Source organism: Undibacterium paludis (assembly GCF_022568815.1).
Classification (GTDB): Bacteria; Pseudomonadota; Gammaproteobacteria; order Burkholderiales; family Burkholderiaceae_D; genus Undibacterium.
Genome location: NZ_JAKZHX010000015.1, coordinates 1 through 18,362 on the forward strand (window position 1 = coordinate 1; position 18,362 = coordinate 18,362).

General features: G+C 49.0%; 22 protein-coding genes. 14 read left to right on the forward strand and 8 right to left on the reverse strand.

Features of this window, described 5'->3' with window-relative positions; translation table 11 throughout:
* The 4 genes from LZ463_RS22805 to LZ463_RS22820 all read right to left on the reverse strand — a co-directional run.
* The coding region (locus tag LZ463_RS22805) for a glutamate-cysteine ligase family protein (RefSeq protein WP_241458601.1) at positions 1-326 on the reverse strand (326 nt) is incomplete at its 3' end.
* A gap of 1 nt (position 327) precedes the next feature.
* Positions 328-1,518, reverse strand: coding sequence for a cation:proton antiporter (locus LZ463_RS22810; RefSeq protein WP_241458602.1), 1,191 nt, complete (start codon positions 1,516-1,518; stop codon positions 328-330).
* A 51-nt stretch (positions 1,519-1,569) separates the two neighbouring features.
* Positions 1,570-2,817, reverse strand: a complete 1,248-nt coding sequence (locus LZ463_RS22815) for a putative Na+/H+ antiporter (protein WP_241458603.1) — start codon at positions 2,815-2,817, stop codon at positions 1,570-1,572.
* Positions 2,818-2,891: 74 nt separating this feature from the next.
* The gene (locus LZ463_RS22820) at positions 2,892-4,283 is read right to left on the reverse strand and encodes a chloride channel protein (RefSeq protein ID WP_241458604.1); all 1,392 of its coding nucleotides are present in this window, start codon (positions 4,281-4,283) and stop codon (positions 2,892-2,894) included.
* 207 nt (positions 4,284-4,490) lie between these two features.
* On the opposite strand from LZ463_RS22820, the gene LZ463_RS22825 reads away from it, so the two are divergent.
* The 4 genes from LZ463_RS22825 (at position 4,491) to LZ463_RS22840 (ending at position 7,521) form a co-directional block, all read left to right on the forward strand.
* Positions 4,491-5,009, forward strand: coding sequence for a MarR family winged helix-turn-helix transcriptional regulator (locus tag LZ463_RS22825; protein WP_241458605.1), 519 nt, complete (start codon positions 4,491-4,493; stop codon positions 5,007-5,009).
* A gap of 223 nt (positions 5,010-5,232) precedes the next feature.
* Positions 5,233-5,757 (forward strand): peptidoglycan-associated lipoprotein Pal, encoded by a 525-nt coding sequence (pal, locus tag LZ463_RS22830; RefSeq protein ID WP_241458606.1) that lies wholly within the window; start codon positions 5,233-5,235, stop codon positions 5,755-5,757.
* A 184-nt stretch (positions 5,758-5,941) separates the two neighbouring features.
* On the forward strand, positions 5,942-6,589 hold the full coding sequence (locus LZ463_RS22835; RefSeq protein ID WP_241458607.1) for a DUF3106 domain-containing protein: 648 nt from the start codon (positions 5,942-5,944) through the stop codon (positions 6,587-6,589).
* Between the two features lie 71 nt (positions 6,590-6,660).
* Positions 6,661-7,521 (forward strand): universal stress protein, encoded by an 861-nt coding sequence (locus tag LZ463_RS22840; protein ID WP_241458608.1) that lies wholly within the window; start codon positions 6,661-6,663, stop codon positions 7,519-7,521.
* Positions 7,522-7,550: 29 nt separating this feature from the next.
* Here the strand turns inward: LZ463_RS22840 and LZ463_RS22845 are convergent, their stop codons facing one another.
* The 4 genes from LZ463_RS22845 to LZ463_RS22860 all read right to left on the reverse strand — a co-directional run bounded on the left by LZ463_RS22845 (position 7,551) and on the right by LZ463_RS22860 (position 9,884).
* Positions 7,551-7,712, reverse strand: a complete 162-nt coding sequence (locus tag LZ463_RS22845) for a hypothetical protein (protein WP_241458609.1) — start codon at positions 7,710-7,712, stop codon at positions 7,551-7,553.
* A 925-nt stretch (positions 7,713-8,637) separates the two neighbouring features.
* Positions 8,638-8,838, reverse strand: coding sequence for a hypothetical protein (locus LZ463_RS22850; protein ID WP_241458610.1), 201 nt, complete (start codon positions 8,836-8,838; stop codon positions 8,638-8,640).
* Positions 8,839-8,938: 100 nt separating this feature from the next.
* Positions 8,939-9,169, reverse strand: coding sequence for a hypothetical protein (locus LZ463_RS22855; protein ID WP_241458611.1), 231 nt, complete (start codon positions 9,167-9,169; stop codon positions 8,939-8,941).
* Positions 9,170-9,263: 94 nt separating this feature from the next.
* On the reverse strand, positions 9,264-9,884 hold the full coding sequence (locus LZ463_RS22860; protein WP_347176290.1) for an RNA polymerase sigma factor: 621 nt from the start codon (positions 9,882-9,884) through the stop codon (positions 9,264-9,266).
* A gap of 247 nt (positions 9,885-10,131) precedes the next feature.
* Here LZ463_RS22860 and LZ463_RS22865 point away from each other — a divergent pair, with 247 nt between their 5' ends.
* From LZ463_RS22865 to LZ463_RS22910, 10 genes are all read left to right on the forward strand, one after another.
* The gene (locus LZ463_RS22865; protein WP_241458613.1) at positions 10,132-10,647 is read left to right on the forward strand and encodes a GNAT family N-acetyltransferase; all 516 of its coding nucleotides are present in this window, start codon (positions 10,132-10,134) and stop codon (positions 10,645-10,647) included.
* A gap of 118 nt (positions 10,648-10,765) precedes the next feature.
* On the forward strand, positions 10,766-11,098 hold the full coding sequence (locus LZ463_RS22870; RefSeq protein ID WP_241458614.1) for a hypothetical protein: 333 nt from the start codon (positions 10,766-10,768) through the stop codon (positions 11,096-11,098).
* 100 nt (positions 11,099-11,198) lie between these two features.
* The gene (locus LZ463_RS22875) at positions 11,199-12,332 is read left to right on the forward strand and encodes a hypothetical protein (protein ID WP_241458615.1); all 1,134 of its coding nucleotides are present in this window, start codon (positions 11,199-11,201) and stop codon (positions 12,330-12,332) included.
* Between the two features lie 132 nt (positions 12,333-12,464).
* Entirely contained in the window at positions 12,465-12,626 is a 162-nt protein-coding gene (locus LZ463_RS22880) for a hypothetical protein (protein WP_241458616.1), read from the forward strand.
* 257 nt (positions 12,627-12,883) lie between these two features.
* Positions 12,884-14,116, forward strand: coding sequence for a hypothetical protein (locus LZ463_RS22885; protein WP_241458617.1), 1,233 nt, complete (start codon positions 12,884-12,886; stop codon positions 14,114-14,116).
* Complete coding sequence (locus LZ463_RS22890; protein WP_241458618.1) at positions 14,101-14,433, forward strand: hypothetical protein; 333 nt, start codon at positions 14,101-14,103, stop codon at positions 14,431-14,433. Before LZ463_RS22885 ends, LZ463_RS22890 begins: the two co-directional genes overlap by 16 nt.
* Positions 14,430-14,849 (forward strand): hypothetical protein, encoded by a 420-nt coding sequence (locus tag LZ463_RS22895; protein WP_241458619.1) that lies wholly within the window; start codon positions 14,430-14,432, stop codon positions 14,847-14,849. Before LZ463_RS22890 ends, LZ463_RS22895 begins: the two co-directional genes overlap by 4 nt.
* Positions 14,846-15,163 carry a hypothetical protein gene (locus LZ463_RS22900; protein WP_241458620.1) on the forward strand — a complete coding sequence of 106 codons (318 nt, stop codon included), beginning with the start codon at positions 14,846-14,848 and terminating at the stop codon, positions 15,161-15,163. Before LZ463_RS22895 ends, LZ463_RS22900 begins: the two co-directional genes overlap by 4 nt.
* Complete coding sequence (sctV, locus tag LZ463_RS22905; RefSeq protein WP_241458621.1) at positions 15,153-17,246, forward strand: type III secretion system export apparatus subunit SctV; 2,094 nt, start codon at positions 15,153-15,155, stop codon at positions 17,244-17,246. Before LZ463_RS22900 ends, sctV begins: the two co-directional genes overlap by 11 nt.
* 85 nt (positions 17,247-17,331) lie before the next feature.
* On the forward strand, positions 17,332-18,321 hold the full coding sequence (locus LZ463_RS22910; protein ID WP_241458622.1) for an FHA domain-containing protein: 990 nt from the start codon (positions 17,332-17,334) through the stop codon (positions 18,319-18,321).
* Positions 18,322-18,362 lie beyond the last annotated feature (41 nt).

The following is an 18,362-nucleotide window of genomic DNA, read 5'->3' on the forward strand; positions in this document are numbered from 1 at the left end:
TTCCTGTCTGTCCATTTCTGGAAAGGATGGGTGCCACCACCGCAAATGCCGATTCCCAAAGTATCTGATGCTTCTACCAGAGTGTCTCGTATCTTCCGAAGCTGCGCCAACACTCCCTGATAATTCGTTTGTACGTCTGTACAAATTTCTATCATGCTCTCCGTAATTTCAGGTGTCACGTTTCCTGGAAATGGCCTACGTCCAAGCAAATGTAAAAGATCAGGACTAGATGCGGATAAATCGAAGTCAGAAAGATTGATGAGTTGAAGTTCAAGTTCGACACCCAAAGACAAGGCGTTCGAAGTCTTAAAAGGTTCTAATGACATTTTATTTTCCTTCCTGTTCGGGTACTTCTTTCGCCCAGATCAAGGCGCGTTGAGTCAATATTGGCCCCACTATTTCCAATAGCAGGGTCATGGCCGCAAGTGCAGTCAACTCATCGGCAAAACTGATACCCAGATAGCGCGTCTGTTCTAAAGTAAGAATTACGAATACAGATATAGGTGCCAGAGCCAAGCCAGTCATTACGCCTTTGCGCGTCTGGATCCCGCTTATGTGGGCCAGCAGCGATGTGACAGAGAGTTTTGCTGCAAAGCGCACAGCCACCAAGGCCAAACCAAGGCCTGCGCCGGAGATGATTTTTTGCCATTCCAACGTGGAAGCTGCATAAACGAACAACATGACGGTGAGCAAATCACCCAATGGACCAAAGTTTCTTTGAGTGCGGCTCAAGGTAATCCGTCTATGCCTTGCCATCAATCCAAAAGTCAGCGTTGCCAGTATTGGTGAAAGCTTGGCTGCATGCGTCAGTGCTACCAATAAAATCACCGCAAAAGCGAAGGCGACAGTTGCATCCTGTCCCAGATTGCCAAGCTGACGTAATATGAGCGGCAGAAGCACTCCGAACAAGGCACCCATTGCGATGGATGTGATCAGCACTAACAAACTGTTCACGGATGCCTGTAAAAGGCTGCCTGTGTTTTGGAAGACCCAAAATCCTACAATGACCTTGAAAGTAAACACACCCATCACACAATTGATTGCTGCCAGATGCAATATCCTTTCAGTTACCTGGCCAGCGCTACGCTGTTCATTAATGACACGTAACAAACCGGCTGGAGAGGTAGACATGGTCAGTGCAGCTAACAATAAAGCCGTCAGTATGGGTGTTCCACACCAGGTCGCCACCACATACACGGCTGAGAAAGTAAGCGTTGCCTCCAGCACACCCGTAAGGCCTATCCAGGGATTATTACGAAGCCAGCGGATGTTAATGCGATAGCCAAATTCGAACAAAATCAATCCGAAGGCGATATTTGCTAATAATAAAATGGCGCTATGACCATCATGAGACAACATGCCCAGTTGCGAATTCGCCAGCAAGAAGCCCACGAGACCGTAAATACTGATACGTGGCAAACCAGTCCAGCGGTGTCCGAATTCACCTGCAAGCCAGGCAAACACAAGAGCAAAAGGCCATGCCAGCTCGGCCAGGTTAGAATTGAAGAACTCGAACATTCAAACTCCTTTTAAGTACGTCGATTTTCCTGGCCTGACACGACTTGGTTTTCACCACAAGAAAGCCACCGCAGCCATCAAGGTAGGGGGCGTTGCGCCCAGCAATAAACCGCCAGCGCCAATTGACTCGTCATTGAAACCCCGACGCAGCAAAGCTACTCCTGCCGGATTGGGCGCATTGGCAATCACGGTCAATCCACCGCCTGCCACTGCACCCGCAACCAGCATGTATTTGGATTGATCACTCATTCCAACAATTAATGAACCCAAATAAGTCAGGGCGGCATTGTCAGTAATGGCAGTCAGGCCAAGGGCCCCAAAAAACAAGGCAACTGGACTGAGGCTGGAAACGATGGGTTGCAACCACCATTGCTGCATTCCCCCAAGAACAACCAGTCCTGCGAGGAAAAAGCCGACCAGCAAGCCTTCTTTCAGGATCAGCGGATTCTGGAAGCGCTCATAGGCCTGCGTATAACCCATGAAGAACAGGAACAGGCCAAGAAAAAATACCGGATGATGGGCAAAAATCACCACCCCAGCCAGAAACATCAAATGCACCAGGCTGACAATCAGCGGAACAGGAATTTCTCCTGCTTTATTACTGGCAATGGGTGTGCTGACGTGTTTGCGCAGCAGGAAGGTGATAACCGATGCATTGACTAATACAGCAATGCACGCTTTCCAGCCAAACGTCATTACCATGAAAGTTGTCGACCACTTCCAGGTCGCTGCCACCATCAGCACTGGTGGTGCGGCAAACGATGTTAGGGTTCCACCTATGGAAACATTCACAAACAGTACGCCCAGGCTACCGTACTTCAGCCACTCAGGGATTCCCTGGCGGAACACTAATGGGGCCAGCATCAGCGCTGCCAGTGTCATTGCTGCCGGTTCGGTGATCAGCGAACCCATAAGAGGCACTGCTGCCAAGCCAAACCAGGTCATGGCCAATGGTCGTGGCAAGGGAGTCAGCTTTGCAATTACGGACAAAAATCGCGCAACAATTTCCAGTACCGGTCTTGAAGCGGCAACTACCATCACGACAAAAACAAACAATGGTTCTGTATATTGACGAGATTCAGCATAGGTAACTGCGGCTTCACTGCCAGAAATCGCTGCCATGGCAACGATCAGGATGAATGCCCAGAATCCAAAAACCACCTCGACTTCACCAAGCAGATGAAATAAGCCTGCGTGTTTGGGCGCTCTATGAGCAAGTTTTTCAAAAAATTTTGCGGCAAAGGTATGGGCCAGCGCGAGAAAGAAAATAACTGCGCCGACCACTTGTATAGTGTTCATGTTTTTATTGATATCTGCTTGTTAAAGGGAAGTGTCGGCCGCCACTGTAATGAGTGGCGCAGCCGGACGCGCCATTACCGGCTGGGCTGCAAGCTTGCTGTAGCCGGTACAGAAAACCGCTCTGCCAATTTGTGATAAAGCGGAGTAGGACAAATCATTTTAGATGCAGCACTAGCGATGACCGACGCTGTCATTAATGGTACCAGCATCTGATGACTGTCTGTCATTTCCATCATGATAATGAAAGATGTTACCGGTGCTCTGGTTACTCCAGACAAATATGCAGCCATGACCAACAAAACGGTCGCGCTATGCGTGGCCATATTCGGAAACAGGTCTGCAACATTGTCACCAATACCGGCTCCCACCGCCAATGAGGGAGCAAATATCCCCCCAGTTATTCCACTCATGGAGGACAGTATAGTTGCCAACATTTTGCTGATCCCGAAATACCAGGGTAAGACGCCGCTGTCCTCCAAGGTTAGCCTGGTTGTGGCATAACCTGTACCAAAGGGCAATCCATCTGTACAAACACCGAGTATTGCAATCAGCAATCCACATAAGGCTGCGAACAGTGCGCCACGGTTTTTCATAAAGCTTGTCACACGTGCTGGTAATTTGCTGTAACTGGCAATCAGCAACTGGCTGAAACAGCCGCCAGACGCGCCGCCAATGACACCACACAGCAATATTGCCCACATGCCCGAACTCCAGTCCAGATAAGCTCCAGTTGAGCCAAAATAGGTGTAGTTCCCTAAGGCTGCCAAGGAAATCAAGCCCGAAAGAATCACAGTCACCAGGGTGGAGCTATTGGCATTAAACACGTGTTTCTTGCTCAGTTCCTCAATCGCAAACATGATGCCTGCCAACGGTGTATTGAACGCTGCAGCAATTCCGGCAGCGCCGCCAGCCATAATCAAAATACGCCGGGTCTCCGGGTTCTGGAATGGGCCATGTCCATAAAACATATGCATCACGGATGCGCCGATCTGCACAGTTGGCCCCTCCCTGCCGATTGAGGCACCAACGGAAAGTCCACCCAGGGTCATCAGGATTTTACCTAACGCTATCCTGGGTGACAGCAGGGTATTTTCTTTCTCCGTGCCAGTTGCATCAATGGCGGCAATAGTCTGGGGAATGCCACTACCTTGCGTACCTGGAAAAAAGCGCCGACCAAGATAGAACAGCAGGGCAAATCCCAAAGGCATGACTACGAGAGGAGAATATGGCGACACTTTCACCATTTGTGCATGCAGTTTGGCAGCCTGCTCACCGCCGAACGCCAGACCTACAGCCAGCAGGCCTACCAATAAGGGGCCGATGATCCATGCAGCTCCCCGGTGCCAGACATCTGAAACCCTGGAAATGACGAGACCGGTCCGAAGTGAGTATGGCTTTCTGCGGGGAGGTAAATGCATAATGAAGTGGGTTATTCCTTCGGCATAAGCTAAGTATTTGCCGGACAAGTTAATCACTTTTTACATATATAGGACTTACGCAAAACCGCCCCGGCTGCGTTGCAGCTCCTAGCCGTACTATTCGTACTGTCTTCGTCGCTGCGCCTTGCCGGGACAATCTTGCGTAAGTCATAATATATTTAAGCAAAACATATTCCTACAAATTATATTTGTAGGAATGGAGTTATGATACACTTTATTCGCAGGAGATACTTGATGATAAAAAAAGTAGCACGCAAAACTAGTGCTGATAATGAAGAAAATAGTGAAATTCAGGCAAGACTCGATATTCTGAAGAAGTTGCGTATTGTCATACGCGCAGCGCAACAGCATTCTTTATGGATAGAAAAACAATGCGGTGTCAATGGCGCACAACTGTGGATCATCCAGGAGCTCTCTGAGACAGATGGATTGCGTGTAGGGGAACTGGCTAAAAAACTGGCAATTCACCAGACAACGACGAGTAACTTATTGGACAACCTGGAAAAACGAGGTTATGTCCGTAAGGCGCGCGACCCCAAGGATCAGCGCGTAGTCAGAGTCAGTTTGACGGAAGAAGGGGCAGCCTTGTTAATGCGTGCCCCGAAACCGGCCAGGGGATTACTGCCGGAAGCCTTATTGCAGCTTGATGCAGAATCAGCAAGCAATTTGGATTCCGGCCTGCAGGGATTGTTAAGTAGCATCGAAGTTTTGGACGAGGGATTTGCCTTATTGCCTTTGCCATTTACGATGTAGCCAGGTTGCAAGACGAGAGTGGGAGTGCAGGTTTAATGCTTCCTTTTACCCCCCTTCTCGGAGGGGGCTTTTTTTCGCCTGACTGAAGCGCCGGGATGAGTGTCCGGGTTGTTCGCTTACCGCATTTTTATCACTGCACCTGACAGTAAGGGAAATCAGGTGTGGGTAGTCCTGATGATGTGTCAGGGTTTTTTCCCATAATTAAATCAAAGAGGAAATTGAAATGCGCTCTACCAGCATGTTATCTCTCGCCAGCGCAGCAGTCGTTCTGCTGTCAGCATGCAGTTCCCCAGTCAAAGTCGCGGAAAAGCCAGCCACGCCGGTTACTACTGCTCAAAAACCAACGCCAAATACGCGGTCGGTTGAAACCGTCACGGCATCTGTAGATCCATTGAACGATCCAAAAAACATTCTTTCCAAGCGCAGCATTTATTTTGATTATGACCAGTATGCAGTCAAACCCGAGTACGCGAATCTGGTACAGGCGCATTCGAAGTACATCGCTGGCAATAAGACAAAAAAGGTTTTGATACAGGGTAATACAGATGAACGAGGTGGTAGCGAATACAACCTTGCATTAGGCCAAAAACGCGCAGAAGCCGTGCGTAAAGCCATGGTTTTGCTCGGCACACCAGATGCACAGTTGGAAGCGGTTTCGTATGGCAAGGAAAAACCAAAAGCAATGGGGCACGACGAAGCGGCCTGGGCTGAAAATCGTCGCGATGACATTGTCTACATTACTAAATAGTAGGTTGTGGGCAGGTCATAAACCTGTTTACTCGCTTAAATGAATATAAGGGCTGGCACACTGCTTGGTCGCCAGCCCTACCATGATCGACTTTTGCAAATGGTCATATGGCGCGATAGCAACAGTCAAAGGACGATATGCCCTGATACCGCTGGCCTGAACATCTAATTGCTGGAGGCATAAAATGAACCTCAAGTCTGCAATCCATCGATTAATCCTTGTGATTGGCCTAGCTGTACAATTACTTCTATTGGCACATGTGAGCACCAGCGCGCAGCCATCTCTCAACAATTCTCCCAAAACATCCTTTACCAAAACGACCCATGTAATTGAAACAGGGCCGCCATGGGGTACGCTAACGGATATCCAAAAGAACACATTGTCACCGCTGGCAAGCGAGTGGAAAAATATCGATGCCAACAGGAAGCAGAAATGGATAGAAATAGCAAACCGCTATCAAAAACTTAGTCCTGACGAAAAAGTACGGGCGCAAGAGCGCATGCGTGAATGGGTCAAACTAACACCAGAGCAGAGGATGCAGGCAAGAGAAAATTTTGCACGCGCCTCAAAAATAAAGTCCAGTCAAAAAGCTGCCCAGTGGCAGCACTATCAAGAACTCAGCGAAGAAGAGAAAAAACAATTCGCTGCCGACAAGCAAAAGAGAACAGTGACAAATATACCTGCTACGGTCATCAGATTAAAACCTCAAGTCAGACCCAAACCTTCACCACCAGTACAGCAGGTGGCACCAGCCAATGCTGTTGTGCCTGCTAGCGCGGTTAAAGCGCCGGATCAGGGCGCGTCAGCCAGTGCATCTGAAGAATCGAAATAACTATCTTGAACTTGCCCGACAAATAGGCCGAAGTCAATCTATGACCAGACGAGGCAAAAAAAAGCAAATCCATGAATTTAAATCAGAAAATTATCGCCTGGGTTGATCAGTCTGCCTATGCGGCAAACATTGCGGACTATGCGACCTGGGCGGCACTTCGACTTGATGCGCCCTTGGAATTTATGCATGTCGCCGGCCCTTTCGCCGGGCAAGAAGCATTTGGAAGGCGCAGTCAGGTCATCGATATTAGGCAAGCACAAGACGTATCTGTACCGTTGACCAGTGCTCAACTACGCAATATCTCGACTGTGCATCCTGGTCAAGTGCGTAGGAGCGAATTCAAAGCCAGTATCAGCTTTGGTGACAGGACGGCACATTTTTCTCATCAAGAAGGCGAGTTTTCAGAAGTTGTTCAATTGTGGGATAGGGATATCCGGTTGCACGTTTTTGGCCGGCGAGGTCTTTCTCCAGGAAATTTAGGACCCGACGTCAGACGATGTATCAGGGTACTGAATAGACCCGTACTTATTGTTGACGACGCTTTCAACTCACTGCAAAGAGCGATGATCGTGTTTGATCGCGGTACGATATGTCGTCGTGGTATTCAACTCATAGCGAGCAACCCTCTCTTTACAGGATTCTCTATCCATTTATTGATGTGTGCCGAAGCAAATGAAGAAACACTGAAAGCCATCAACTGGGCAACAAACTGTCTTACCAGTGTCGGGATCGAAATCAGTGCTGCATTCCATCAAGGCGAAATAAAGTCACAACTTCAATCTATGATCAAGGCTCAGTCAATTGATTTACTTGTGCTCGCAGCGTATCCATATACGCCTTTGCGCAGCATGTTGTTGGGGCATGCTACAACAGATTTTTTGCGTGCAACGACGATTCCAGCACTATTGTTGCGGCAACTTGTAGATGAATGAAGATTTGTTTTTAAGCTCACTTCTGCCGACTAATTCGCGCAAGCCTGCCCTGAAAAAATAGGAATTTCACTGCCGCGAACTGAGGCGATTTTGTAGTAGGCCAAATTTCCGGGTAATGAACGGGCAGCGATTTTCCGTAATGGAATCTGGTCACGAATGTGCCAGCGTCGAATAATATCTGGTAATGCCACGTCAATCCCTCCTGCTCCCTATTCATCAAGATAAGTAGGATTGTGTGCTAAACGTGGGTCACAATAGATGCAATTTATCCAGCAAAGTTGGGCAATTTTCAGCGAGTTTTTGTTTGTGAAGGTCTAATCCTGGGCTGTAACAAAGACATGATTGAATTTCTTTTGGCCTGTGATAACATTTGATTGTCGTTCATCGGCATGATGTATTCAGTAACGCCTCTCCTGAAAATTGCAGTCCTATCAAACAAATCGTCAATTTAACGATTGACCTTATCTGTCGTTTCTCTCTAAATATAAGCAGTTTTTAATCCTTGCTCCTTCAATTCGCAAAGCCAGTCTGACAATGTAAACAACGATGCTTATCTGAGTATATTTGTTTAAAAAAAATTGATGTAAATATCAGAAATCGATTTTTCTCATAGAGAAAATTCCGCTGCTTACATTTTTAGGTAGGTATAACCGTTTTAATATCGCACTTATTTAGAGCATAAACAAGAACCCGTTTTCTCTTTGAGAAACGGGTTTTTCACATGGATGCCGGGATTCACACTGCGTCATTTTTCATGAGTTATTTTCTGTCTGATCAGACCACTCCTGCCGTCACTACTTAATGTTGCCCGCGCGGGTAGCATAGACCAACATTAACGTGCAATTGTATTTCTGGCCAGATTTGCAGAAATCCGCCAACTGAATCCGCGTTTTTTATACCAGAACAAATTTTTAAAAAAAATCATATACCAGGCCTTCCATGTTTGATGGCGAGAAACAATGCATGACGACTCTTAAATCCTGCGTTGAGCCAATACCTGAATGCTTTATAAGTTATTAAAGGGTTCATACAAGGGGCGTTGTGCAAGTGGAAGATATACGTGAAAGCATGGCTCTGCATCTTTTTCGATGTAGTAAAGCCTGATGCATGTGTACGCTATTGCTGGTCATTGACCTGCTTGGCCATGGTATGGAAAAGTTTAAGCTTGTTCAGGGCCAGTCCTTGTGCGGCGGCCCACAGACTTTGATCCATCTGTTCATTGGTCATTTCCTGCATTTGCTGCATGTTCTTGCGCTGTTCCGTGGTGGCATCCTTGGGTACTGGCATACTTTGAAAAATACTCTGTGCGTTTGACATGACTTTTCTTCTTTCAAATCGGGTTAGATTGAGGATGGCAGGAGGTGTTGCTCCTGCCATTTTTTAATGCGGGTGAAGCAAGAGTGCAAATCAGGCGAACTTACTGGCCAATTGCACTGCCCATCATTGCACCACCTTTTTTACGCAATTCATTGAGCGCCTTGATACAGTCAAGAATCATGTTGCACAGAGCTGCGGTCTCTGCATTTTTTGCCTGTATGGCGGTGGTCCTGAGCATGTTCTCACGTTGTTGTGCGGCGATGGCTTCCTGGGCGGCCATGTTTGCCGCCGAATCGGCAATACTTGCTCCTGCAATTGCTGCTGCTGGCATAATCAACTCCTTTAGTCAGATTGAAAAATATCGATTTACTGCGGACTGCCTACTTGAGTAGTTTGAAGCATCATGCAGTTCCACGCAGACGCTGTCAGCAGAACTGTTGCTTGACACTGGACCTGACGCGTGACACCCGTGAACGCACCGTACCTATCGGTATGTCCAGTTCTGTCGCAGCATCCTGATAACTGTTATCACCATCCAGCACAGATTCGAAGGTAAGACGTATTTTCTCCGGCAGGTTTTCCATCATGTTGTTCACCTTGTCGAGCATTTCGCGATTTTCTATGATGCGGCTTGGGTCAGAAAATTCATCAACCTGCATTTCAAGGACGTTTTCGTCAACAAAATCAAGCTGACACGAATAGCGTTTGCGCACATGGCTGCGAGCAAGGTTCAATGCGATGCCGAACAACCAGGTGGAAGGTTTGGACATGCCACTGAATCGCTCGGCGGATCGCAGCGCCTCAATGAAAGTATTCTGAGTAACGTCTTCTGCATCTTCTTCATTGCGCAGATATCTGCGGACAAATCGCAGAACGTGCTGGTGATGGTCAAGGAATAATTTCTCGACATTTACATTGGCTGAAGCAGTAATCCCATTTGAAGAAATAACAGATGCTGTATCTGTTTCATGAAATTCAAAATTGTCCATAGTCACCCTTTCGAAGCAGATTGTGTTCATCTTGAACATGGCGCAAGAGCAGGTCATCTGTACTTTGCGTGGGACGGACAATAGCAAAGCGAAGAGGGTAAAAATCACTTCGATGAGATTTGATGAGACATTGAAAATTGTTGAGATTTAGTTTTTTGTTTCCACGTAAATCCGGGAACTTCTGTGCTTGGGAAAATACTTATCGACCATCCTGCCTGGTGCGGATAATTCTTGAGGCAATAGCGCACGGCGCTGCTGTTTCCACAGGAGAATCTCAGAATATGCGCGGAGAAAGGAAGCTATCTTGAACAGATTATGCTTGGCAGACAGTGCTGATCTGGCTGTTTATTTTGATGCCGATACGCGTCGCTATTCGCAAGACTGGTTTGAAAAAAACGGATTGACGCTGGAAAGATTTGTAGCACGTTTTCATCAATCCCCCTCACTTGGCTTTGTTTGTGATGGTCAGCAATTTGGTGGACTCATCATCGATAACGGGGAACTGCATCTGGCAATTCTGCCGGAATTCCAGGGACGCTGGAGCCTGCTGATACCCGACATCCTGGACTGGATATTTTCTCATCACGATCCCATTTTTTGTCGGGCAGAACACGATAACGAGCTTTGTCTGCAATTCGCCAGGCGCATGGGCTGGAAGCTCGTCGACAAAGACGAGCACTATTATTTCTTTGCCGGCAAGGCCGAATGGATACCGGCAAACCTGCAGCGTCGGTGCAGAAAAAATCAACACGACAGACAAAGAAAAAGGCCAGATAGCAGACTGAGTGAAAACAGCACCGGCAAGGCCGCTTGCGAATGAAAGAGCATGGCCTGGAACCGAAATATCAGACCGGGCACTCAACATTGCAGACAGCCACACTGATCAAGCAGGCGCTGCAACAAAGATCATCCCTCAACATCAACGACAAAGGACGACCATGGCAACGGCAGATGGACAAGAAATAGTTATCACTCAATGGATCAACAATCTCACTGAAGAAAAGACCGTGCAATTGTCCAACGGGATACTCTTCAAAAGCAGTTACGACATCTGTAAGAACTGCACAACCAACTACATGCTCAGTACTGACAACGAAATCCTGACCTTGCAGGAAATCAGTACACCAGGCAACCACACGGCACGCAGTATCGAAAGGCTGGACGAATTGTTGGCCATACCTGACGAGATCGAAAATATTCGCGATCGCGCCCTGCAGGATTCTGCGGGTGAGATTCCATCCAGTACAACAGAATTTGAGCAGACACATTAAGCGCAAATTTTGCTTGTCATGATGCGGGTAAGAACGGCGATTGTGCCTGTTCGAACTTGCATCCATTTAAATCAACTGCAATCCTTTATAGGAGAGAGATATGCCAACAGTCAATAATTTTACCAGTGCACAAGTGGATAAGAGTTGGGACGTTGTTTCCAAAGACAACCAAGTTGTGGTGAAAGGTGACTTTTCAGTCAGCGGCCAAAAGTACCAGGGAGCGACAGCGAAAGAAATTGAAGATCCCAATGGCAATACCAAATCGTGGGATATTTTTGATAAAGACGGCAATAAAGTCGGATTTATGGAGGGGCAGGAGGGTATCGACAAATTCTCGAAAGCTAAAACTGACGTTGGCCTCTGTGTAGAACCACCTGAAACGGACTCAAGCAAAGGTTTCGAGCAAATGTTTCGGGGTTTCTTTACAGCCATGGGAATGCCGGAAGAAACGGTGAGTGCAATCATGGACAAGATGAAGCCATTCTTGTCTAAATTTGGTGGCACACCGACACCGACACCGACACCGACACCGACACCGACACCGACACCGACACCGACACCGACACCGACACCGACACCGACACCGACACCGACACCGACACCGACACCGACACCGACACCGACACCGACACCAACACCAACACCAACACCAACACCAACACCAACACCAACACCAACACCAACACCAACACCGACACCGACACCAACACCGACACCAACACCGGCACTGGCAAAAGTAAAATGCATTCCAGTATCAGAGCAAGGAGATTTTAATGCTGTGCATAAGTGTCATACAGCAAAGAATGACGATGTTCCAAATTTCGGTAGCTTTGAGGGAACGACATTTTCCAATACGGATCAATATGTAATTATTGGTGATAAATGTTATTTCCGAAGTGATGACCCTGTAAAGAACAAGGGATTTGAGGCAGCTTCTAACTATGCAAAACAATGGGAGATGGTCGATTACTCCAATAGTTGGAATATGAGCCCTGCAGACGCTGCAAAGCTGGAGCTTAAAGAGGGAGGCAGTAGTCAAAACCGTGACGGATACACGCTTTATAGAGAGAAGTCCTTGCCGCCCATGTTTGCAGAAGTCAAAGGAAGACCTGTACAGACTAAGGAAATGGAGGAACAGGGCATTATTGCATTCAGGATGAATGGTAAAACATACGTCGTATCGAATGAACTTACCCCCAAAACCTATCAGCAGCTATATGACAAATCGCATTAATTTTCTGAGTAAAAACTGATTTCATTCACTGTATATAGTAAATCACGTATTCATTTGAGTATTTAACTTTTTTGCGTCACCTTTAACCTCACTTTTAACAATCTTTCAGTCTACCTCTTACAGGAGAAATTCATGAATATCGCCGCTTCCAATCCTATTATCAGCTCCACCAAAGATATCAACCCCTGCCCGGCTGCGGCGGTGCAGCCACCGTCCGGACATGGCGCTACTGCCTCTGCCAATGAACAAGCGCCAGTGCCTGTCCAGCAACAACCCAATGACATCAAGGGCTAAATGCTAGCACTGCCCCGTTACGGGGCAGTGCTGATAAATGCTGTAGGCAGACAATCCCATGCCATAAACAGGAAGGGATTGTTTGTTAAGCAGATCGGCTCTTCTGTCAGTTGGAGTAAAAAAATGACCAAGGCACGTCTATGCCGAATGAAAAAACTGCAGTGATCCCACAATGAATTGCCTATCCAATTTCAGATATGGATGCCTCCAATCAAATTAATTTGTCGCATGCATGGGCAGGCTTGCAGCGTGCCCAGATGTTGCATCACAAAAGCCAGGGCGGTGCTGACAGCAGTCTCTCCAGCATGTCGCTGGCAGAATTTCATCAGCAGGCCGGAGTGCATCAGTTTGCACCACCACCCTTGCGGCGGATGACACTGGCTGATCGTCTGCCCTTGAACCGGCGTCAGCCGGTCAGGAGCCAGAGTGCGCTGAAGCTGGAAGATAATGATGAAAGCGATCTTTCCATCGCGGCCAGCAGCCTGATAGGGCGCATACAGGAAGAAGATCAGTCTGTGCTGAGGGAATCCCTGGAACGGGAATATGATGCACTGGAACGCCATACCCTGTTCAGGGAAGTGCTTGAGCGATTGAATGACGCTCATTCTAAGGGACAAGATACTGCCCAGGCAGGGTCGCAAGTCAAGAAATGGCTGGCTGAACTGGAGCAACAGCATGGCGAGAGCCTGAGTGCGGCCAGGCAGCAGCAAGACCAGTTCCAGCGCGTACTCGGTAGTTTGCTGGGACCGGTGTCGAACGGAAAAGAATTGAGTCTCGCTTCAGTACGCGCGAACTTGAATAATACCCCCATGGGCGGTAAAGAGATGGCATTGAGCCCGGCAGGGCTGGCACATGCTTTACGCCAGCGTTTTGGCGATGACTTCTTTATGCGCGGGCTGGCTGAACTGCGCAATCATATGGCTTCGAGCTTTCGTCACAACCCTGCATATAGCCCCGGGCCACGGCTGTGGCTATCGATGAATGACAGCAAGAGTTTTTTTACTGTACAAAGCTGCTTTTCATTTGCTGCCAGCCTGCGACAGGATATATCTCTTAACCTGGGTGTCGCTGTCAAGGCAAGTCAGGTCGACGTGACTTTAGGTCTACTGAGTGTGTTTGATGCCAGGAAGATGAAGGCAACAGAAATGGCTTCAGTCCTGGTGGAATTCCAGTCTTTGACGAACCTGCAGAAAATGCGTTTGTTTGGTTTGATGGAGAGGACGATAGCCGCTTTCCCTATGAGTTTCTGGCAAAGTGATTCTTACAGCCAGCGACTGACAATACTTGACGAATTCAGAAATGCTGCACTGGCATTCGCGCTGGAAAGTACACATTCCCGCGAGGTGCAGCTTGAAGAGCTTATGCGTGCCCGACTGCGGCGAAAAAAATCGCAGCAAGACCAGAGGCAAGGCGGGCAAGAACATGAAGAAGAGCACTATAAGGAAGAACATCATAAGGAAGAGGAGGACGCATCATGCGTGAAACCTTGACCCGTATCATTTTTCAGGCTGTGCAGGAACAGCAAGTCATGATGATGTCGCTGAGTGATGGGCTGGTTGTGTTTGCCTATCCCGCTACAGAAAAAGTTTTGCTTGGTCTGGGACTGGGACGCGATGAAGTACACCGGGTAAACAGCACGGAGCTGTTGAAGAAACGCGGCAGCAACATGTCCCGCTACGGACAATGGCGGCCAGTCAGTTTTGTCGATGGCGCTATTTACGTTGTCTGTGATCTGGGTGTGCCGGACGAAGTTGTTTGTGCCAGGTATGCAGAAGATCTCACCGTCGCGAAGGAGTTATTCACATGAATTCCATTGTCTTGCAGCGGGGCAGGTTGACACATACCGATGTCGGCGAGTTCGGCGATGTCAGTCCCGTTACACCGGTGTCAGTGACCACCCGTCAACTCATGCCTGGTGAATTGCAGGCATCTTTGCCAGCCATTCATGAGCAGGAGCATACGGTGAGTACCTGTCTGAGGCAGGCACTTGGGCCTTATCTGACAAACGCCAACCCGGCCTGGACATCAGGGGCAGTGCCGCGCATGCGTGCATTACAAAGACGCCTCCTGAGTTTTGCATTGAGTCAACCGGAAGATGAGCGCATGCCAGTGCTGGAGGGTATCAATATTGTTGAGTCTGCGATCGGCTTTCGATTGCGCCTGGCCCAGATGGATATGCAGGCCCCTGTTTGCGATACTGTTGATGAGGAATATAAATCATGAAGCGACCCCGTAAGCAGTCGGTTCCGCTGGATGAAGATCTGTTACTTGCAATTGGCCTGATCTGGGGGCTGGTGCAGCAGACACAACTGGAACCCGCCCGGCAATTGTTGCGTGTCTGTCTTTCGGTGTGGCCCGATGATGAACATCTTTGGTTGATGGCGAGTCTGGTGCAAATCGAATTGGAGGGAGAGCTCGACTTGCCGCACCATCAGTTCTTACGACAATGCCGATATCAGGCCGTCGCAGCAGTTTTGCTGAGACGGGCTGCAGCCTTCCATACGTTCATGAAAGAGGAGCATGATCATGTTGAATAGCATTGCCATGTTGCTCAATCATTTTGCCGCAAAAATTGCACAGCGTGCAGAATTGCTGGCAGCGACGGTGGTCATTGCCATCGTGCTCATGCTGGTCTTGCCCATGCCGGTATGGTTGCTGGACATACTTATCGCCATCAATCTCTGTACAGCGGGTCTGATGGTTGTGGTGTCCATGTATATGCCAGGGCCGACGGCATTTTCTACCTTTCCTACAGTATTGTTGCTGACAACATTGTTCAGGCTGGCGCTGGAAGTGGCGACTACCCGCCAAATTCTGCTGGAGGCAAATGCCGGCCATATTGTAGAAACTTTCGGTAACTTTGTTGTGGGCGGCAATCTGGTAGTTGGCCTCGTGGTTTTTCTGATACTTACGGTGGTGCAGTTCATTGTCATCACCAAGGGTTCAGAACGCGTATCAGAAGTGGCTGCCCGTTTTTCCCTCGATGCCATGCCAGGCAAACAAATGTCGATAGACAGTGATCTGCGTGCTGGCATACTGACAGCGGAAGAAGCAAAAAGCAAGCGCGCCGGCCTTGGCAAAGAAAGTCAATTGCACGGAGCGATGGACGGCGCCATGAAATTCGTCAAGGGTGACGCCATCGCCGGCATCTTTATCGTTGCCGTCAATCTGATCGGCGGTATATCCATTGGCGTCTTGCAGCATGACATGCCGGCTGGTGACGCCATGCGTGTGTATTCTGTGCTGTCGATTGGCGATGCCCTGATTGCGCAGATTCCGGCCCTGCTGATTTCTTTGGCTGCTGGCATGATTACGACACGTATTACCAATGACGATCAGCACGATACAGGAGCCAGCAGCAATATAGGCCAGGATATTGTGGCGGAATTGTTCAAAGAACCCAAGGCGCTGCTGACAGCTGCTGCAATCATGCTCATCTTTGGTCTTATCCCTGGTATGCCGACGACAGTGTTCGTCATGCTGTCCTTGCTGCTTGCGGGGGGAGGGCTGCTTGGTTTGCTCAAGCCCGGCATAGAAATGGAAATGCGAAAACGTCAGGCTGAAGCGGATCAGAATAATGCAAAAATCGTCGACCTGACCACTTTTTCGGCGACCAAGCCTTTTCTCGTCAGAATGTCTGACCATCCAGATGACATCCGGCATACCGAGAGTATTTCTACTGCCGTACGCATCATGCGTAACGGAATTCTGGAACACAAGGGCATCCCTGATCTGCAAGCCATTGCCTTTGAAGTCCGTCCGACGGTCCCCGCTGGACGTATACAGTTTCTGATGTCCGAGGTGCCGCTGATTGATGTTGAAATCAAGGCAGGCTGGGCGGCTACGACCGAAAATCTTGAACGCATGCTGGAGCTGGGCTTTGAAGCGACTGAAGAAAAACTCGTTGGTACACGTCGCCAACGAGTATGGGTCAAGGTTACGGACAGGCAGGCTCTGGAAGAGCTGGGAATACGTTACATGATGTGGGAAGACGTTTTTGCTTCCGACATCGAAGTTGAAATGCTGAGAAATTGCCAGATGTTTGTTGGCGTGCATGAAGTCCAGCGGTTCATGCGCTGGGCTGACAGACGTTTCCCTGAACTTGGCAAGGAACTGGCGAAAGTCGTCACTTTACCGAGATTGACTGATGTCATACAGCGGCTGGCAAGGGAGGGAGTGGCCTTACGTAACGCCCGGCTCTTGTTGGAAACCATCCTGGAATGGTCACAAAAAGAGCGTGATCCTGACATCGTTGCAGACTATGTTCGGCTGGCCCTGAAGAGACAATTGTGCCATGAGGTGGCACGTGACGGTCTCATCGAGGTTGTCTTGCTTTCACCTGAAGTGGAAGACACCATTCGCAGTGCACTCAGGCAAACCAACCAGGGTAATTACCTGGATCTTGACCCTGAAGTCGAACAGGACTTGCTGGACAAGCTGGGGGATTTGTCCGGTACCGGTGGGACGCCTGCTGCACCACCAGTTCTGGTGACGGCAGCCGACATTCGCAGAGCCGTCAGGCGCCTGATCGAGGAAGAATTTTTTTCTGTGCCGGTATTCGCATTTTCTGAACTGACCCAGCACTCGCGTGTACAGCCGGTTGGCATGATAGAACTTTGAGAATGTACCTGAGAAGATAGATTGGAACTCCAACTGCCAGCGTGATAACTCACTGGTAATGAATTGAAATCTTCAAGGAGCAAGCATGCTGGAATTACGTGTATACACCGGGTTGCATCGTGGAGCGACCATTCCGCTGGGGGATGAGTCACTCAGCCTTGGTTCTGGAGAGGACGCTGATATAGTCCTGGTTGACCCGGGAATCAGTGCCTTGCACGCCCGGCTTGAATTGCAGGGAGGGACATGGTTGTTGCGCTCTCAAGAAGGGAAATTGTATGCAGAGCAAGAGGCGCAGCAGCAGACAGAAGTGTACCTGGAGCCGGGGGATTTCGCCTGCCTGGAAGATGTCTGGATAGGGTTGGCATGGTCTGGAGATGGTTGGCAGGCGGCACCCAAAAAGCAGCAGGAAAAGGCTGTGGTACACAGCGACGTGTCACCAGGAGCGGCTGATTTTTCAGAGGACCCGATTGCAAAAGGGGGCACTAAGCCGCGGTCTTCGCGACGGATCAGGCGTTCCGCTACCTTGGCAGCAGTTGTCGCCGTGGTACTGTCTGCGGCAGCAGCCTATGCTATGACCGGAAGACCAGCCGCCGATCAGATCAACACACAGACCAGGCTCCAGATCAGTCCCGGACTTTCACCCGAACTTGAGCCGGCATCAACACAGGAGCAGATGGAAAAACATCCCGAGAGCCTGGCCGAACTGCAAATGCTGCTAAGGAAAAAACTGACGGAAGCCGATCTGATGAAATACGTGGATTTGCAACTGAGTCCCGAACTGTGGGAAGTCAGGGCCGATCTCAATGCCGAGCAGGGAGCGACCCTGGATCGTATCCTGGAAAAATTCCGGCAGGAACATACACTGGGCATTCCCATCAATTCGCATGTGGTCAATACAGAGCAAATGCTGCCTTTCAAAATCAGGCAAGTTATTTCCGGCAAGAATGCCAGCCTGGTGACTGAAGACGGTCAGCGTTTCTTCGTTGGTGAAGAGTACAGGGGAATACGCCTGCTCGGTATTGAGGACAACAAGATCAGTTTGCTGGGTAAGCGAAAAATCGAGATGAACTGGTGATACAGATGACGATTGCACATGCTCTGGAGTCGAGTGAGGGA

Excerpts from the sequence above, each read along its gene's own strand:
- LZ463_RS22810 (WP_241458602.1), bottom strand. The coding sequence starts at position 1,518 with ATGTTCGAGTTCTTCAATTCTAACCTGGCCGAGCTGGCATGGCCTTTT.
- LZ463_RS22815 (WP_241458603.1), bottom strand. The coding sequence starts at position 2,817 with ATGAACACTATACAAGTGGTCGGCGCAGTTATTTTCTTTCTCGCGCTG.
- LZ463_RS22825 (WP_241458605.1), top strand. The coding sequence starts at position 4,491 with ATGATAAAAAAAGTAGCACGCAAAACTAGTGCTGATAATGAAGAAAAT.
- pal (WP_241458606.1), top strand. The coding sequence starts at position 5,233 with ATGCGCTCTACCAGCATGTTATCTCTCGCCAGCGCAGCAGTCGTTCTG.
- LZ463_RS22835 (WP_241458607.1), top strand. The coding sequence starts at position 5,942 with ATGAACCTCAAGTCTGCAATCCATCGATTAATCCTTGTGATTGGCCTA.
- LZ463_RS22840 (WP_241458608.1), top strand. The coding sequence starts at position 6,661 with ATGAATTTAAATCAGAAAATTATCGCCTGGGTTGATCAGTCTGCCTAT.
- LZ463_RS22850 (WP_241458610.1), bottom strand. The coding sequence starts at position 8,838 with ATGTCAAACGCACAGAGTATTTTTCAAAGTATGCCAGTACCCAAGGAT.
- LZ463_RS22855 (WP_241458611.1), bottom strand. The coding sequence starts at position 9,169 with ATGCCAGCAGCAGCAATTGCAGGAGCAAGTATTGCCGATTCGGCGGCA.
- LZ463_RS22860 (WP_347176290.1), bottom strand. The coding sequence starts at position 9,884 with ATGACCTGCTCTTGCGCCATGTTCAAGATGAACACAATCTGCTTCGAA.
- LZ463_RS22870 (WP_241458614.1), top strand. The coding sequence starts at position 10,766 with ATGGCAACGGCAGATGGACAAGAAATAGTTATCACTCAATGGATCAAC.
- LZ463_RS22875 (WP_241458615.1), top strand. The coding sequence starts at position 11,199 with ATGCCAACAGTCAATAATTTTACCAGTGCACAAGTGGATAAGAGTTGG.
- LZ463_RS22880 (WP_241458616.1), top strand. The coding sequence starts at position 12,465 with ATGAATATCGCCGCTTCCAATCCTATTATCAGCTCCACCAAAGATATC.
- LZ463_RS22885 (WP_241458617.1), top strand. The coding sequence starts at position 12,884 with ATGTTGCATCACAAAAGCCAGGGCGGTGCTGACAGCAGTCTCTCCAGC.
- LZ463_RS22890 (WP_241458618.1), top strand. The coding sequence starts at position 14,101 with ATGCGTGAAACCTTGACCCGTATCATTTTTCAGGCTGTGCAGGAACAG.
- LZ463_RS22895 (WP_241458619.1), top strand. The coding sequence starts at position 14,430 with ATGAATTCCATTGTCTTGCAGCGGGGCAGGTTGACACATACCGATGTC.
- LZ463_RS22900 (WP_241458620.1), top strand. The coding sequence starts at position 14,846 with ATGAAGCGACCCCGTAAGCAGTCGGTTCCGCTGGATGAAGATCTGTTA.
- sctV (WP_241458621.1), top strand. The coding sequence starts at position 15,153 with ATGTTGAATAGCATTGCCATGTTGCTCAATCATTTTGCCGCAAAAATT.
- LZ463_RS22910 (WP_241458622.1), top strand. The coding sequence starts at position 17,332 with ATGCTGGAATTACGTGTATACACCGGGTTGCATCGTGGAGCGACCATT.